This window comes from Clostridium sp. KNHs205, assembly GCF_000702945.1.
In the GTDB taxonomy this organism is placed as follows: Bacteria; Bacillota; Clostridia; order Lachnospirales; family Lachnospiraceae; genus Anaerocolumna.
Genome location: NZ_JNLE01000003.1, coordinates 1,337,775 through 1,354,438, shown reverse-complemented (window position 1 = coordinate 1,354,438; position 16,664 = coordinate 1,337,775). Strand labels below are relative to the sequence as shown.

The 16,664-nt window shown below is 39.5% G+C and carries 14 protein-coding genes; 5 read left to right on the top strand and 9 right to left on the bottom strand.

Going from position 1 to position 16,664, the window contains the following annotated elements:
• Positions 1-3 precede the first annotated feature (3 nt).
• The 5 genes from pstC to BR73_RS0105895 all read right to left on the bottom strand — a co-directional run bounded on the left by pstC (position 4) and on the right by BR73_RS0105895 (position 5,922).
• Complete coding sequence (gene pstC, locus BR73_RS0105915; protein ID WP_156034622.1) at positions 4-924, bottom strand: phosphate ABC transporter permease subunit PstC; 921 nt, start codon at positions 922-924, stop codon at positions 4-6.
• A complete protein-coding gene (locus BR73_RS0105910; RefSeq protein WP_033164777.1) occupies positions 924-1,850 on the bottom strand; it encodes a phosphate ABC transporter substrate-binding protein in 927 nt (308 codons plus the stop codon). The genes pstC and BR73_RS0105910 overlap by 1 nt, the downstream gene beginning before the upstream one ends.
• Before the next feature lie 825 nt (positions 1,851-2,675).
• A complete protein-coding gene (locus BR73_RS0105905) occupies positions 2,676-3,503 on the bottom strand; it encodes an energy-coupling factor transporter transmembrane component T (RefSeq protein ID WP_033164776.1) in 828 nt (275 codons plus the stop codon).
• Between the two features lie 2 nt (positions 3,504-3,505).
• The gene (locus BR73_RS0105900) at positions 3,506-5,212 is read right to left on the bottom strand and encodes an ABC transporter ATP-binding protein (RefSeq protein WP_033164775.1); all 1,707 of its coding nucleotides are present in this window, start codon (positions 5,210-5,212) and stop codon (positions 3,506-3,508) included.
• Between the two features lie 158 nt (positions 5,213-5,370).
• Positions 5,371-5,922 carry an ECF-type riboflavin transporter substrate-binding protein gene (locus BR73_RS0105895; protein WP_033164774.1) on the bottom strand — a complete coding sequence of 184 codons (552 nt, stop codon included), beginning with the start codon at positions 5,920-5,922 and terminating at the stop codon, positions 5,371-5,373.
• A gap of 389 nt (positions 5,923-6,311) precedes the next feature.
• On the opposite strand from BR73_RS0105895, the gene BR73_RS0105890 reads away from it, so the two are divergent.
• Together BR73_RS0105890 and BR73_RS0105885 are read left to right on the top strand one after the other, a co-directional pair.
• Positions 6,312-6,791 (top strand): dCMP deaminase family protein, encoded by a 480-nt coding sequence (locus BR73_RS0105890; protein WP_033164773.1) that lies wholly within the window; start codon positions 6,312-6,314, stop codon positions 6,789-6,791.
• A gap of 151 nt (positions 6,792-6,942) precedes the next feature.
• On the top strand, positions 6,943-7,632 hold the full coding sequence (locus BR73_RS0105885; protein WP_033164772.1) for a peptidoglycan recognition family protein: 690 nt from the start codon (positions 6,943-6,945) through the stop codon (positions 7,630-7,632).
• A gap of 21 nt (positions 7,633-7,653) precedes the next feature.
• Here BR73_RS0105885 and guaB read toward each other — a convergent pair whose 3' ends face one another.
• The 4 genes from guaB to BR73_RS0105865 all read right to left on the bottom strand — a co-directional run bounded on the left by guaB (position 7,654) and on the right by BR73_RS0105865 (position 12,590).
• Positions 7,654-9,105, bottom strand: coding sequence for an IMP dehydrogenase (gene guaB / locus BR73_RS0105880; RefSeq protein ID WP_033164771.1), 1,452 nt, complete (start codon positions 9,103-9,105; stop codon positions 7,654-7,656).
• Positions 9,106-9,755: 650 nt separating this feature from the next.
• Complete coding sequence (locus BR73_RS0105875; RefSeq protein ID WP_033164770.1) at positions 9,756-10,253, bottom strand: DUF6106 family protein; 498 nt, start codon at positions 10,251-10,253, stop codon at positions 9,756-9,758.
• A 306-nt stretch (positions 10,254-10,559) separates the two neighbouring features.
• Entirely contained in the window at positions 10,560-12,182 is a 1,623-nt protein-coding gene (gene groL / locus BR73_RS0105870; RefSeq protein ID WP_033164769.1) for a chaperonin GroEL, read from the bottom strand.
• Between the two features lie 120 nt (positions 12,183-12,302).
• Positions 12,303-12,590, bottom strand: coding sequence for a co-chaperone GroES (locus tag BR73_RS0105865; RefSeq protein ID WP_033164768.1), 288 nt, complete (start codon positions 12,588-12,590; stop codon positions 12,303-12,305).
• 609 nt (positions 12,591-13,199) lie between these two features.
• On the opposite strand from BR73_RS0105865, the gene BR73_RS0105860 reads away from it, so the two are divergent.
• From BR73_RS0105860 to BR73_RS0105850, 3 genes are all read left to right on the top strand, one after another.
• Positions 13,200-14,405 carry an IS110 family transposase gene (locus BR73_RS0105860; protein WP_197032690.1) on the top strand — a complete coding sequence of 402 codons (1,206 nt, stop codon included), beginning with the start codon at positions 13,200-13,202 and terminating at the stop codon, positions 14,403-14,405.
• Between the two features lie 434 nt (positions 14,406-14,839).
• Positions 14,840-15,526, top strand: coding sequence for a response regulator transcription factor (locus tag BR73_RS0105855; RefSeq protein WP_033167130.1), 687 nt, complete (start codon positions 14,840-14,842; stop codon positions 15,524-15,526).
• Positions 15,523-16,653 carry a HAMP domain-containing sensor histidine kinase gene (locus BR73_RS0105850; RefSeq protein WP_033164766.1) on the top strand — a complete coding sequence of 377 codons (1,131 nt, stop codon included), beginning with the start codon at positions 15,523-15,525 and terminating at the stop codon, positions 16,651-16,653. The genes BR73_RS0105855 and BR73_RS0105850 overlap by 4 nt, the downstream gene beginning before the upstream one ends.
• The last annotated feature ends 11 nt before the right edge of the window (positions 16,654-16,664 follow it).

Sequence of the window (16,664 nt, the reverse complement as noted above, 5' to 3'; positions counted from 1 at the left end):
GATTTATCTTAAAGGGCCTTCATTCCCAAGCTTTTTCGTTATACGGATTAATGTAAAGTTAATCGCCATAATGAAGGTAAACAGTATTACACCGGTAGCAAAAAGCATATCCTGATGCCTTCCGGAGGCATAGCCCATTTCCATGGCAATGTTGGTGGTTAAAGGTCTGATCTTCGAAAAAATACTGGTAGGAAGCCCACCGATATTATTACCTGCAATCATCATAACCGCCATGGTTTCACCGATTGCTCTGCCGATACCAAGTACGGTAGCAGTAAGGATACCGGACCGTGCTGCCGGTACAATAGCTTTGAAGATGGTCTGTATTTTAGAGGCACCCAGTCCATAGGAAGCTTCTTTATAAGATCTTGGTACTGCTCTTAAGCTGCTCTCGCTTAAGGAAATAATAGTTGGAAGTACCATAATGGTAAGTACGCATATAACTGCCAGTAAGGACTGGCCCTGGCCGGTGGGCGATATCTTATTAATCAGGGGGACGATAACACCAAGACCGAAAGCACCGTAAATAACGGACGGAATGCCGGCTAATAATTCTATTCCCGGCTTTAATATTGCTACTATTCTTTTAGGGGCTATTTCGGCAATAAATACAGCTGTCAATAAACCGATTGGAACCCCGAGCACTATAGCGCCCAGGGTTGCAAGGAGGGATCCTACTATCATGTAGAAAACTCCGAAAACATTATTGTTTGGATCCCACTTCATACCGGTTATAAAATCGAGAAAGCTGTAAGCATCATTTCCGAAAAAGGGTTTAAGACCTTTTGCGAATACAAAGACGATAATTGCAATTACACTTAAGACACTGACCAGCGCACTTAGCAGGAAAATTGTTTTAAACAGTGCTTCTCTGTATTCTATTGCCTTACCTGTCTTTTTATCATTACTTACATTTTTCATCATTAGTCTACCTTTATTCCTCCGTGTTTTTCAACAAATGTCTGTCCGTCTTCGCTAAGAGAGAATTCAATGAATGCCTTTGTAGCAGCGGAAGCTGAAGCCTCTTTGTATACGAAAAGGAAAGGTCTGGATAATACATACTCACCGGATTTAGAATGTTCAGGTGTACCCTCAACACCGTTTACTGTAAGAGCTTTAACGGTAGTATCAATATAAGAGAAGGATACATAACCAATTGCATTTTCATTTCCAGCAACTGCAGTCTGAACGTTACCATTTCCTTCTACTACTGTAGCACTTTCAGTAAGTCCGCCAGCATCTTCTAATTTCACTAACTCTTCAAATGCACTTCTTGTACCGGAAGCACCTTCTCTGGATACAACTACGATGTCCGCATCGTTTCCGCCGATCTGGCTCCAGTTAGTTACCTGTCCGGAGAAAATCTTAGCAAGATCCTCTGTACTGATATCTGTTAAAGGATTTGCAGGGTTAACTGCTACTGCAATACCGTCATAAGCAAAAGTTACTTCTTTAATGTCAGCTGATTTTTCTTCATCTTTTAAGTTTCTGGAAGATGCACCGATATCATTTGCTCCGGATGCAGTATCAGCGATACCAGCGGAAGAACCTGTTCCTGTATAGTTAATGGTTACATCAGGATTTAAAGCTGTGAACTCATCGATCATATCGTTTAAGATTTTTTCAACTGATGTAGAACCTGTTATGGTTACTGTTCCTGATATGCCTTCTGCCGGAGTTTCTGTTGCTACATCTGTAGGCGCTTCTGTTGCTGCCGGTGTATCTGTTGCTGCCTGAGTAGGTTCTGCTGCGTTACCGGATGTATTGTTATTAGAACTTCCGCATCCTCCAAGAACACCTACCATGGCAACGGTTAAAAGAACTGCCAGAACTTTATTTCTGATTTTCATTTTTTTCTTCCTCCTTGATTTGGGATCCCCCTGAGTTATTTCATATTTGTTTCACTTACAGGTTGTATTCTACTATTCCTTTGTAATCGGTGTATTTTTGTAATGTAAAGTTTTTGTAAAGTCGTATAATCCTTGAAAACATCGTGTTTTAGGCGTTATGTAATACTATTTTTACCGAAAAACTTAAAATAAATCCTTGAATTTTCATTTTTACAGGCTGTTGTAACAGCTTTTGTAAAGTATTAAGATGCCTGCTGCAAGGGTTGGATTTATGAATGAAAAAAGTTGGTAAAGTGGTTTAAAGTTAGGTTATATAGGTAGGACGGAAATTTACGCAAAATAGAAAGCTTCATGCTTTCATAGAAATGTATAAGAAGTCCTAATTCTCTGTAGATTTTCTGCTGGACATCTCATCAAACAGATAACTCGCTGCGCTCAAACAATCTGTTTGATGAGATAGCATAAAATCTACAGAGAAAAGGACTTCTAATACATTTCTATAGGTGCATGAAGCTTTCTATTTTGTGTAAATTTCCTGAAATCGTTTTTAAACTGGGGCTTTGATAATTAGCTTAATATTAGATTACTATTTAAATAGGGAAAGAAATGCGAAGAACTTTTACATCTTTGAACTTGCCTCGTTATGAAGTCTCTTGGCCTCCTACGTACACTGGGTGAAAACATATTACAGGAAAGCCATGAGGTTTCTCACCTCTTTGTATTCCTATTGCAACAGCCCCTTTTACCTTTGATATTATTTTATAACTATCGGCTTATACTTAAGTTTTTACTGGGCAATTAGTACAGGACAAATAAGTTAAATATTTAAATAAAGGGATTGTAAAACCTGGAACCATCCTGGAAAGTGATTACCAAGGCAAGGATACTAAAGAGGATAACTGCTCCTATGGTGATATAATCGGCTGTTTTAAAAGGTCTTTCAGAGTACCAGGTTCTCTTTTTATGTTTTCCAAAGCCACGCAGCTCCATGGCATTGCTGATCGTATCAATTCGTTCCAGGCTGGAAAAGATAAGGGGGAAAATAATGGCTGCCATATTTTTGATACGAACCATAAGCTTTACATTCTTTGACATGTCTATCCCCCTTGCCTCCTGGGCGGTTTTGATTTCCTGAAAGTTTTTTTGGACATCCGGGATATACCGGAGGGCTATGGCAATGGAATAACCAATGGTATACTTTATCCCAAGTTTATTCAGAGATGCAGCAAATTCACTTGGATTGGTGGTTACAATAAACATAAGCGCTACCGGAATTACCGTAAAGTACTTTAGTATGATATTTATTTCGTAGAAGAGCTGTTCTTTGGTTAAGGCATAGTAACCTGCTAAATGTATCAGCTCTGTTCTGGTTCCATAGATTTTACTGCCCTGGTAGGGAGCAAAGATGAATATTGCTATAACGTTGATTAGCAGGAAGAAAAAGATGACTTTCAGAACTGTTGAAACCTGATGGTATTCCGTTTTTGACAGAGCGAACAAGACTAAACTGCTGACAAACATAAACAGCAGGATTCTTGTATCATAGGTAACCATTCCTACTACCGACCAAAGGATAAAGAAAACCATCTTGGATACACCACACAAGCGGTGTATCCACGTGTCTTTCTCGGAAAAGGTAAGTAATTTTCCCATATTTAGTGATTCACCTCCCTGTCATACCGGATAAAGCTTTCAACAAATCCCGTTGCATCTGCAATTTCACAGGCTTCTGCCAGATAATAAAGTGAAGTCACCTTTAGATTAGCCTTCTCCGCTATTCCTGGCATGGTCAGAATCTTAGCAGGACGGTCATCTGCAACAAGAATTCCATCGGATATTACTATGGTTCGGTCAGCATATTCCAGCATCAGGTGCATGTCATGGGTAATCATCAGAATGGTAATTCCAATATCCTGATGAAGCTTTTCTAAAAATTTCATAATTTCTGTATAATGTCTATAGTCCTGACCTGCGGTAGGCTCATCTAGTATCAGGATTTCCGGTTCTAATACCAAAATAGAAGCAATTGTTACCCGCTTTTTCTGACCGAAACTAAGAGCAGATACCGGCCAATTTCTAAATGGGTAAAGACCGCAGATATTTAGTACGTTCTCTACCTTTTCTTTTATTGCCTCTTCTGGGTATCCCCGGGTGCGCAGCCCCAGCGCCACCTCATCATATATCATCGGTTTGGAAATCATCTGATTTGGATTCTGCATCACCAGCCCGATGGTTTCAGCACGTTTGGCAATTGACTGTTCTGCCATATTACTTCCTTTATACGAGATGGTTCCTGAATCAGGACGAAGAAATCCGCAGATAAGCTTTGATAGGGTGCTTTTTCCGGCTCCATTCCTTCCAACGATACTTACCATCTCCCCCTTATGGATAGAAAATGACACATTGGTAAGTACGTTTTTTTTCTTCTCATATGCATAGGTAAGATTTTGAATAGTAAGAAGTTCTTGTGTATCCACCACAGGAGCCGGCTCTGGAATGCTTTGATACCAGCCATTGATTTTTTCCCGTTGTTTTACGAGAGACATGTTATGTATATCAGAAGGATGGTCTGCTGGCTGGATACTGCCTCCAGAATATTTTACAGCAGTAAGATAGAGAGGCTCTCTTATTCCGTTTTCCTTTAAAACTGACTGACATAAAAGTTCATCTGGCGTGGTATCCGAAAGTATTTTACCGTCTCCGACTACAATGATACGATCTACCGGCCGGTGAAGGACGTCTTCCAGTCGATGTTCGATCAGGACTATAGTTTTTTTTGTGCTTTGATGGATTTCATCAATTAATTCTATGGCATATTTACCTGTAGCCGGATCCAGATTGGCAAGGGGTTCATCAAACAAGAGGATATCCGCATCGTTGGTCATGATACCGGCAATGGCTACCCTTTGCTTTTGACCGCCGGACAGAGCGGAAGGAGCATGGGATAAAAGGTTGCCCACTCCTACCATATCTGCATATTTTTTAACAGTTTCTTTCATAGCTGCCTGAGGGATGCAATCATTTTCCATAGCAAAAGCAATGTCTTCCCCCACAGTTAAACCGATAAACTGGCTGTCCATATCCTGCATCACCGTTCCGACACTCTGGGAAATTCCAAAAATACCGGCTTTTGCCGGATTATTTCCACCTATAAGAACACTTCCCTGTATTTCACCTTCGAAGGAATTGGGTATCAGGCCATTAATGCAATGGGCAAGAGTTGATTTTCCCGAACCGGAGGGTCCTATAATCAGAACTTTTTCCCCTTCATACAAAGTCAGGTTAATATCCGTCAGAGTGGGGCGCTTCTGTGTCCTATATCTAAATGTAAAGTCTTTAAATACAATAATTTCTTTATTCATATATACCCCCATTGCATATCCCAGGTTGCCTGTGATACTGCCACAAATAATAAGGAGTGAAAGAATTTCAACGTGGCATCCTTCCTTTCATAATTTTCTTTCACTCTTCCTCCCTGCAGAAAACAGGAATCCTTTTTACAGGATTCCTGTTATGTAATCTAGTCTTCTCTGTCAAGGCTTGACGATCTTGCTTTAACCCTTGTATAAGCAAGTGCCAGTAAGGTACCGAGAATACCAATGGTGATGCTATTGCCCAGGAAGGCAAAAAATCCTTGGGCAAATACTTTGTTAACAGGTTCTGCATAAATAGCAATATCAAAGACAGGTGCCAGTCCGATCCAGGTAATTGCATTTGCAACTATTTGTGCTGCATTAAATAAAACAATCTGTTTTCCGGCAAAACCACCTTTTTCAATCTGGTATTTACCGGCCAGGATACCGGCCAAAATACCAAATACGGCATCGGGGAATACCCAACTCCACCATATACCGCCATATTGGAAGGCGTCAGCCAATGCGTGGCCAAGGAACCCTACCGCTCCGCCTACCACTGGTCCATAAATTGCCGCAATAAGTGCAAGCAAGGCTGCCCTTGGCTGGATAGCAGTGTTCGGGATAAAACCCAGGGGGATTGAAACAAGAGACAGTACAATGTAGAGTGCCGTTCCGATTCCGATTGCAACAACTGCACGGATACTTAATTTCTTCATAAGATATTCCTCCTACCTTAAATATGAAATTTTTATTATATCAATACCTAATAGGTATTAATAGTTTATATAATCCAATCCCTATTTAATATTAAAAGTTCATGTAATCCCTATTTGATATTAATAGTTCATGTAATCCCTATTTGATATTAATATTTTATGTAATCCCTATTTAATATTAATATTTTATGTAGTATCCAATTTTGTATTAATGCTTAATAGTATTTCATACAATTCCTATTAGATTAATATATTATAGTTTTTTCTGTTATGCAAGTATTTTTTCTATTATATATTTCCTTTACCTGTTTCTTTACAGTTACAATTTACTTACCCTGCTTCCTATGTTAAAATACTTCTAATGATGAGTACTTTAGGAGGATAAGGGTATGAAGAAACAGGATTATATCACCTGGGATGAATATTTTATGGGTATTGCGATTTTCTCTGCAGAACGCAGCAAGGATCCCAGTACCAGTGTTGGAGCATGTATCGTAAGTCAGGATAACAAGATTCTTTCTGTAGGTTATAATGGAATGCCCATTGGCTGTTCCGATGATGACTTTCCCTGGGAGAGGGACGGCAACCCCCTTGACACCAAATATTTCTATGTATGTCACGCCGAAATGAATGCCATACTTAATTACACCGGTCCTGATATGAAAGGTGCCAAACTCTATGTAACCCTGTTCCCCTGTAACGAATGTACAAAAGCCATTATTCAGAAGGGAATCAGCGAGCTTATCTACCTCTCGGACAAGTATGCAGATACCGACGCTACGAAAGCTGCAAAACGAATGTTAGATGCTACCGGGACTACCTATCGACAGTATCAGCCAATTAACAGAGATATTACTATCTCTTTATAATTTCTCTTAAGAAATTAATCATTATTCTTAAGTTATTTTTTCTTGCATTCCGGTTTATATTTATGGGATGATAATATAGAAGCCGGATTAAACTTTTGATGATAATTCAGCTTATACAGATACTAACTTTCAAAAGAGGGTCTCCTATACTATGAACGCCAAGGACAAGCGCCGCAGAAAAAGACACAGACGAAAAATTATAAATATTACAGCTGTTACCAGCCTCTTCATGCTTATGGCTGCAATTGTTGTTATAATGATTTTATCGGTACTGAAATATCACAGGGATGCTCCCAATGGTTTCGCTTATTATACCATTGCACCCCCTCCCATTACGGAGATGTACCTTACTCCCAATGATTATTCCAGACCGGAAGAACCAATTAAGAAGGTTAAGGGTATCGTAATCCATTATACTGCTAATCCCGGCACCTCAGCTGAAGCCAATAGAAATTACTTTGAGAATCTTAAGTCCCAGACCAGAATCTCTGCCAGCAGTCACTTTGTAATTGGATTAGACGGTGAAATCGTACAGTGTATTCCTTTAGATGAAATGTCCTTTGCTTCCAATGACAGAAATATTGATACTATCTCAATAGAATGCTGCCATCCGGATGCTTCGGGAGAATTTAATAAGAAGACTTATGAATCCCTGATTGCCCTTACTGCCTGGTTATGCAGCAAATACAATCTGGAGGAAGAGGATATCTTAAGACATTATGACATTACCGGGAAACTCTGCCCCTTATATTACGTTGAACATGAAGACAAATGGGAAACCCTGAAAGAGGATGTTTTCGAATATATAAAAGAAAAGGAAGCTTCAGCCGAACTGGACTAAAGCTTCCTTTTTTCTGGTTATTTATTCAACACTGTAGTTAGGGGCCTCTTTGGTAATATGGATATCATGAGGATGGCTTTCCTTTAAGGAAGCAGCGGAAATTTTTACAAAGCGTCCGTTCTGCTTTAGGTTCTCAATGGTCTTGGTTCCGCAGTAACCCATACCGGAACGAAGACCTCCCATTAACTGGAATACTGTATCTTCTACATTTCCTTTATATGCTACTCGGCCTTCCACGCCTTCCGGAACAAGTTTCTTGGCATTACTCTGGAAATATCTGTCCTTGCTGCCGTTTTCCATGGCTGCAATTGAACCCATTCCACGGTATACCTTATATTTTCTTCCCTGGAATAATTCAAATTCTCCGGGACTTTCTTCACAGCCTGCAAAAATGCTTCCCATCATACAAAGATTAGCACCGGCTGCAATAGCTTTCGTAATATCTCCGGAGTATTTGATGCCTCCATCGGCGATTATAGGTATATCATATTTCTTAGCTGCCGCATAGGAGTCCATAATAGCTGTAATCTGCGGAACACCAATACCTGCAACAACTCTGGTAGTACATATGGATCCAGGTCCGATACCAACCTTAACGGCATTGACTCCGGCTTTGATCAGATCTTCCGTCGCTTCTTTGGTTGCAACATTTCCTGCTATGATCTGAAGCTCGGGGTAAGCCTCCCTTACCATACGTACAACTCTTAGTACATTAGCGGAATGTCCGTGAGCTGTATCTATAACAATCGCATCTACCTTGGCATTCACCAATGCATCTACTCTCTCTAGAATATTTTCAGTAACACCAACTGCTGCTGCACATAAGAGTCTTCCCTGGGCATCCTTAGCGGATAAAGGATATTTAATCTGCTTCTCGATATCTTTTATGGTAATCAGACCGGATAAGTTACCGTCTTTATCTACAATAGGAAGTTTTTCTTTTCTTGCAGTACCAAGAATTTTCTTTGCTTCTTCAAGTGTAATACCAACAGGTGCTGTAATAAGGCCCTCTGAGGTCATACTTTCCTTTATTTTCTTGGAAAAGTCTGTCTCAAATTTAAGATCACGGTTCGTAATGATACCAACCAGACGCTTTCCTTCTGTTATAGGAACACCTGAAATTCTGTATCTTGCCATTAATTCATTGGCATCTTCTAATGTATGTTCTGGAGACAAATAGAAAGGATCTGTAATAACACCATTCTCGGATCGCTTAACCTTATCAACCTCTTCTGCTTGTCTGGCAACTGACATATTCTTATGGATTACACCGATACCACCCTGTCTTGCCATAGCAATGGCCATTCTGTGTTCTGTTACGGTATCCATACCAGCACTCATCATAGGTATGTTTAATTTGATAGTCTTAGTCAGATAAGTTGAAACATCCACTTCATTGGGTATTACTTCTGAAAAGGCTGGTACCAGTAGGACGTCATCAAAGGTAATGCCTTCACCGATTATAGTTCCCATCTTATTTTCCTCACTTTCTTTTCTGTTAGCAATAATTATTTTTAGTTAATTTTTAAAAGTATAACGAATTAAATTATGCTTGTCAACTAGAAAAAATAGTTTTTGTCTTTGGTACAAATACACCAGGGTAACAATGTCTCCTCCATAAATACATTCGTCTTTCTATACTGAACAGATAATTTCTACTTATATTATTTATAATTCAGGCTTTCAATATTCTCTATTTCCAGTTCCCTTTCTTTCCATAAATAAAACTCAATAAACTGCCAGTCAGGCTTTAACGCCAGATACCTTTCCATGCTTTCCGCTATCTTTGTCCTGCCTTTTTATTCTATTTGAATATACTCTGAACGAGTTGCCGGATAATTGTTTCCAGGTATCCCAGTTTAATCCTTCCGGCTTTAACGCCAAAAACACTATATATAAGATAATTGATGTCATCATAAAAAAAGTACCCGAAAGACCTTGTCATAACTGACACAGTCCCGGGTACATTTCTTAAGCTTATTATATTACCTATATATTTGTGTACTAATTCTTTTGTGACCTAATTCTTTTGTGTACTACTTCTTTTGTGTACTGGGTAACTAATTTTCTTTGCTTTTGATAAAGAAAAAGCTTAAAGTAAAAGCTTAAATTATAAGTGTAAACTAATACTGTACAAGTTTTCTGGGATTCTTCATCTTGATGCAATTTAACATTTTCTCATTAGGCTCAAATAAGATCTTTAAGTTCTTCTCGCCCTGACGATAAATGATTACATAAGGGGTAGCTTCCTTATTACCGGAAGAGAAATCCTTCACATCGCATTTAATGTGATTATAGCTATCCAACGCATGGGAACCCTGAGGAGCCATTACTTCTACCTGCTCAAAATCAATTTTCAGTGCATTCTTTCTCTTGGATTTACCCATTATCTTATCAAAATCCAACTGTCCGTCACAGAATACATACTCATATTCCAAACTAAGTCTTGGAAAGAAATAAAAAATACCTACAATTACTATAGCTGCTACAAATAACATGATCTGGTTGCTTAATGATATAATGAACAACAGAACAGCTGCAAATATTAATAATATTCTTATAGCATATGTCCCAGCAGTTTCCTTTCTCTTGACTCCTGCCTCTGCATATAACTCGTTCATTTTTATGCCTCCTAACCTTATTTTATGCCTTAACCCTATTATACATTTTGTCATAATTATAATAACAGGCTGCTGACCAATCAGCTTTTTTTCCGAACGGCACGTCTTTAATTTCATTATACTAAAAAAACTCACAAAGGAAAAGCCTTAATAGCAAAATAATTCTAATATCTTTATAAAAAGTTATAAAAAATTCAAGAAAATCAGCAGCTAAAAAAGCTGTTTGAACTCCTTATAAAAAGAAATTCAAACAGCCTTTGGTATTCAAGTATTTATTAAATATTTATTTACAGGATAAGACAGAAATTACATCATTCCCATTCCGCCGGCACCTGCGGGCATTGCAGGCTCATTGGATTTTATATTAGCAACTACAGATTCTGTAGTTAACAGAGTTGATGCAACGCTGGTAGCGTTCTGAAGAGCGCTTCTTGTAACCTTGGCAGGATCTAAGATACCAGCAGAAACCATATCTACATAAGCTTCTTTCAGAGCATCAAAGCCAACTCCGGGCTCTTTCTCTTTTACCTTGCTGGTAACAACGGAACCTTCAAGACCTGCGTTGGATACGATACAGTGAAGAGGAGCTTCCAGTGCTTTCAGGATAATGTTGGCACCTGTTTTCTCATCTCCTTCTAAAGTAGCTGCTAATGCAGCAACATCTTTGGAAGCATGAATATAAGCGGAACCACCACCTGCTACAATACCTTCTTCAACAGCTGCTCTTGTAGCTGCAAGAGCATCTTCCATACGAAGTTTCTTCTCTTTCATTTCTGTTTCAGTAGCAGCACCAACACGGATAACAGCTACACCACCTGCTAATTTAGCAAGTCTTTCCTGTAATTTCTCTTTATCGAATTCAGAAGTTGTTTCTTCAATCTGAGCTTTGATCTGAGCAATTCTTGCATCGATATTGTTCTTCTGTCCTTCACCATCAACAATGATAGTGTTTTCTTTCTGAACTTTAACAGATTTAGCACGGCCTAACTGATCAAGTGAAGTCTCTTTTAAATCAAGACCTAAATCATCAGAAATTACTGTACCGCCTGTAAGAACAGCGATATCCTGAAGCATTTCTTTTCTTCTGTCGCCATAGCCAGGAGCTTTTACTGCAACAACGCTGAAAGTACCTCTTAATTTATTAACGATTAAGGTTGTTAATGCTTCGCCTTCGATATCTTCAGCGATTATTAAAAGTCTTGCACCAGACTGAACGATCTGCTCTAATACAGGAAGTATATCCTGAATATTGGAGATTTTCTTGTCTGTGATCAGGATATATGGATTGTCTAAGTTGGCTTCCATTTTGTCCATGTCAGTTGCCATGTAAGCAGAGATATATCCTCTGTCAAACTGCATACCTTCTACCAGGTCAAGCTCTGTCTTCATAGTCTTGGACTCTTCAATTGTGATAACACCGTCATTGGATACTTTCTCCATAGCGTCTGCTACCATTTCACCAACGGAATCATCACCAGCGGAAATAGCTGCAACTCTTGCAATCTGCTCTTTGCCGTTAAGTTTGGAGCTCATTTTTAAGATAGCGTCAACTGCTGTATCAGTAGCTTTCTGCATACCTTTTCTTAAGATAATAGGATTAGCGCCTGCTGCCAGGTTCTTGATGCCTTCGTTGATCATAGCCTGTGCAAGAACAGTAGCTGTAGTAGTACCATCACCTGCAACATCATTGGTCTTTGTTGCAACTTCTTTTACTAACTGAGCTCCCATGTTCTCAAAAGCATCTTCTAATTCAATTTCCTTTGCAATGGTAACACCATCGTTTGTAATTAAAGGAGCACCGTAGGATTTATCAAGTACAACGTTTCTTCCTTTAGGTCCTAATGTAACTTTAACTGTATTAGCTAATAAATTAACGCCACTTTCCAGAGCTGCTCTGGCTTCTGCACCATGTTTAATTTCTTTTGCCATTTCAATAACCTCCTAAATTATTCTTAAATAATCGTAAACTTCCTATCTGTTTAGATACAACCGCACACAAAACATACCAAAAGTATATTTTGGCACTGTATAATACGAAATCTTTTATAATTAGTCTTCTACAATAGCAACGATATCGTTCTGTTTTACAACGATGTAATCCTGATCCTCTAATTTAACCTCTGTTCCGGAATATTTAGAGAAAATAACCTTGTCTCCAACCTTAACCTGCATTGTTACTTCTTTACCGTCCACAACACCGCCGGGACCTACTGCAATAACTTCCGCCTGCTGAGGTTTTTCTTTTGCCTGACCAGGTAAAACGATACCTGATTTTGTTGTTTCTTCAGCAACAAGCTGCTTTAAAACCACTTTGTCTCCTAAAGGCACTAATTTCATTTTCATTTCCTCCTTATGATATCAATATTTCATTTAAAAAGGCATATTTTGAGTTTTATTAGCACTCACTTCTAATGAGTGCTAACCGATAAACATATATTAGTAAATTTGCATTTATAATGCAACTATACTTTCCGCTCAAAAACAGGTAAAATAGGCAAATATATAAACTTAACTTCTGAATAATCCTCTTATCTCATTTTTTCTCACTTTTTTATAGTTTTACCAGACGATTACTATTATATAGGAATAATCCTCATATAGCAATCCTCATTAACACGCTTTAACTATTATTTACCACATATTCAATTTTATTCCTTCTTTCTACTACAATGTATTTATGGTTAATATCCCTTACAGCCAGTAAGGAATTATCCATCTTGTTGCTTAACTGTTAGAATGTAGGTAGCAATCGGTATATCGTCTCTCTTTCTTGGACTTAGCGTCCGTAAATTAGACTGATAACCAGCTCCTCATTCGCAGCGTTCGTTTTATGCAGGTTGAACTGCCTCAGGTACGTTCGTGTCACACCACAGTAGATTGAATAGGCAATGAGTAAAACTGGTACTTATCCATTGCAATAATCTAAAGGAGTGCATATTTATGAACATGAATGCAGTAGGTATTGATGTATCCAAGGGCAAGAGCATGGTTGCTATCCTACGCCCTTATGGTGAGATTGTTTCAGCACCATTTGAAATCAAACACACTTCCGGTTACATCCAATCTTTGATTGAACAAATCAAATCTATCGAAGGTGAATCCCGCATAGTTATGGAGCACACTGGTCGTTATTACGAACCACTGGCTCGTGAGCTTTCTCTGGCAGATCTTTTTGTGACTGCCGTAAATCCTAAGCTTACTAAAGATTTTGGAGATAACTCCCTGCGTAAAGTAAAATCTGATAAAGCGGATGCTGTAAAAATAGCCCGTTACACACTTGACAGTTGGACTGAATTGAAACAGTATAGTCTTATGGACGAAATACGTAATCAATTAAAGACTATGAACCGTCAGTTTGGTTTCTATATGAAACACAAAACAGCTATGAAGAATAACCTCATCGGTATCCTAGATCAAACTTACCCAGGTGTTAATACTTACTTTGACAGCCCTGCTCGTAATGATGGCAGTCAGAAATGGGTTGATTTTGCTACTACATACTGGCATGTGGACTGTGTTCGTAAAATGTCATCAAACTCATTCGTTGACCATTATAAGCATTGGTGCAAACGCAAGAAGTACAACTTCTGCAAAGATAAAGCTGAAGAAATCTACGGAACAGCAAAGGAACTTGTTCCTGTACTTCCAAAAGATGATTTAACCAAACTTATCGTTAAACAGGCCGTAGAGCAATTAAGCACTGCTTCTAAGACCGTGGAAGAACTCCGTACCCTGATGAATAAAACTGCAGCCAAACTCCCCGAATATCCTGTTGTTATGGAAATGAAAGGTGTTGGTCCATCTCTTGGTCCTCAGCTTATGGCTGAAATCGGAGATGTCACACGGTTCACTCATAAAGGTGCTATTACAGCATTTGCTGGTGTAGACCCAGGTGTAAATGAATCGGGAACCTATGAACAAAAAAGTATTCCTACTTCTAAGAGAGGCTCTTCTGTACTTAGAAAAACCTTATTTCAGGTCATGGACTGTCTCGTCAAAACAAAACCTCTGGATGATACTGTATATGCGTTTATAGACAAGAAACGTGCTCAGGGAAAACCTTACTACGTCTATATGACCGCAGGTGCTAATAAGTTTTTGCGTATCTATTACGGAAGAGTAAAAGAATATCTTATGTCTCTTCCAGAATAATAAATCCCCACATCCTTTCAGACCAGCGGATAACGGTGGTCTATTTTTCATACCCAAAAATAAATATAAATTTAATCCAGAAAATCATCAATTTCCTATTGACTTTTTATTTGCAGGCTTATATGAAAGGACAGTCTTAGACCAAAAAAGTAATACCAGCTTTTAGTATCATCTTATGACTAACAGAAAAGCAATCGGTTAAGGGCGGAAAAACGCTTATCTGAGAAAGACCACCGTTGACCTCTTAGGTAAATAACAATATAATGTCATTGTTTCAACAGGTAATTACTGGGTGATTATTTTAGGAGTTAGGTAATAAATGAAATGATAAATCTTAAGATAATGTTAAGGTTAACCATGTTTAATCGAAAGGTAGGGTTACTATAATGAATTTACGGCTCGAAGGTATGATGAGAAAGAAGAGAGGTGAGACCATGAGCAAAACTATTCTGATTGTAGATGATGAGAGAGAAATTCGGGAGCTTTTGCGATTATATATAGAAAAGGAAGGCTATATTGTGATACAAGCTGAAAATGGATTGGAGGCGCTTAAACAGTCCGCATCCGTGCGAATCGATTTGGCTGTCATTGACATTATGATGCCCGAGCTTAACGGCTATCAGCTAATCAAAGGTTTGAGAGAACGCAGCAATCTTCCAATTATCGTTGTGAGTGCCAAAACGGAAAATCATGAAAAAATACTGGGGCTTGACCTTGGTGCGGACGATTATGTGACAAAGCCATTCGACCCTTTAGAGGTCACTGCCCGTATCAAAGCTCAATTACGCCGTTATAATGGTAGTATGGTAGACTGCGAAGCAGATTTACTGACAACAGGCGAACTTAGCTTGGATATATGCTCTTGCATCCTTCACTATGGCAGTGAGACAATCCCTCTTACCGCCACGGAATTTAATATGATGAAACTGTTTATGCAAAGTCCCGGCCGAGTATACACCAAACAGCAGATTTATGAAGCTGCATGGCAAGAGGCAGCCATTGTGGACGACAATACCGTGATGGTCGCTATCAGCAAGCTGCGCAGTAAACTTCCTGACCTTGGCTCAGTATCCATTGGAACCGTAAGAGGCTTAGGTTATCGTCTGGAGGTGCGTACTTGAAGAAAAAGCTTAGTTTCAAAAAAATCATTATGCGCAGATTTGTAGGCTACATCATCGGAATTGCACTGACACTTCTGCTATTGGAGCTTTTATTCAGTCTGTTTACCTGGAATAACGGGATGAACTTCTCGGAACTAGCATCCTCCCCTCTGGCCGAGGGGACACAACCTCTTCAAATCATGCTCTCCGTTATCTGGATTCTTGTCACTGTCGCCGTTTATTTTATAGGAATTATCCTTTTTGGGCGCGGAATCAGCAGGAAAATCCTGGAGCCTGTTCAAAAAATGGAAGAAGGTTTCAAAGAGGTTACGGCGGGCCAGTTGGACACCAGACTGGAATTTGAAACAGAGACGGAATTTGGCGATATGCGGGATTCCTTCAATTATATGGTAGCAAAGCTAAAAGACTCCGAAGAAAAACGAATGACAATGGAACATGAGAGGATGCAGCTTTTCTCCCATATTGCACATGACTTGAAAACCCCCATGACAACGATTTCCGGTTATGCGGGAGCCTTGGCAAATGGTATGGTGGAGGACCCGGGCAAACAACAGGAATACCATCTGGCAATCAAAGCGAAAGCCGGGCAGATGAACCAATTGATTGACCAACTGCTTTCCTACTCCAAGTTGGGCACACCGCAATACCGCATGAATTTTGAAAAGGCAGACCTGGTCGAGCTGCTTCGTGCATCCTGTGCCACTTTGTTTGGTGAAATTGAAAGCAGGCAGATGAGCCTGGAGCTGCGGCTGCCGGACAAACCTGTATATTACCTGGTGGATTCTTTGGAAACCAACCGGGCTATCAGTAATCTGCTGACAAACGCAATCCGCCATAACCCAACAGGCAGCTTATTGTCCATAGGTCTGACGGATGAATCAGACAGTATTCAGATTCAAATTGCCGATACCGGAGCAGCTATCCCGGAGGCAATTGCCGGGAATCTGTTCGAGCCTTTTGTTTCCGGCAGTGATTCAAGAAGTACCAGCAGTGGTACGGGACTTGGGCTAGCCATTGTGAAAAAGGTGATGGAACAACACTCCGGCGAGGTCTACGTAGTGGATGCCCCCGCTCCTTTTACAAAGATGTTTGTTCTGAGCTTTCCAAAAGCTTCCGGACACAGTTAAACGAAGGGATA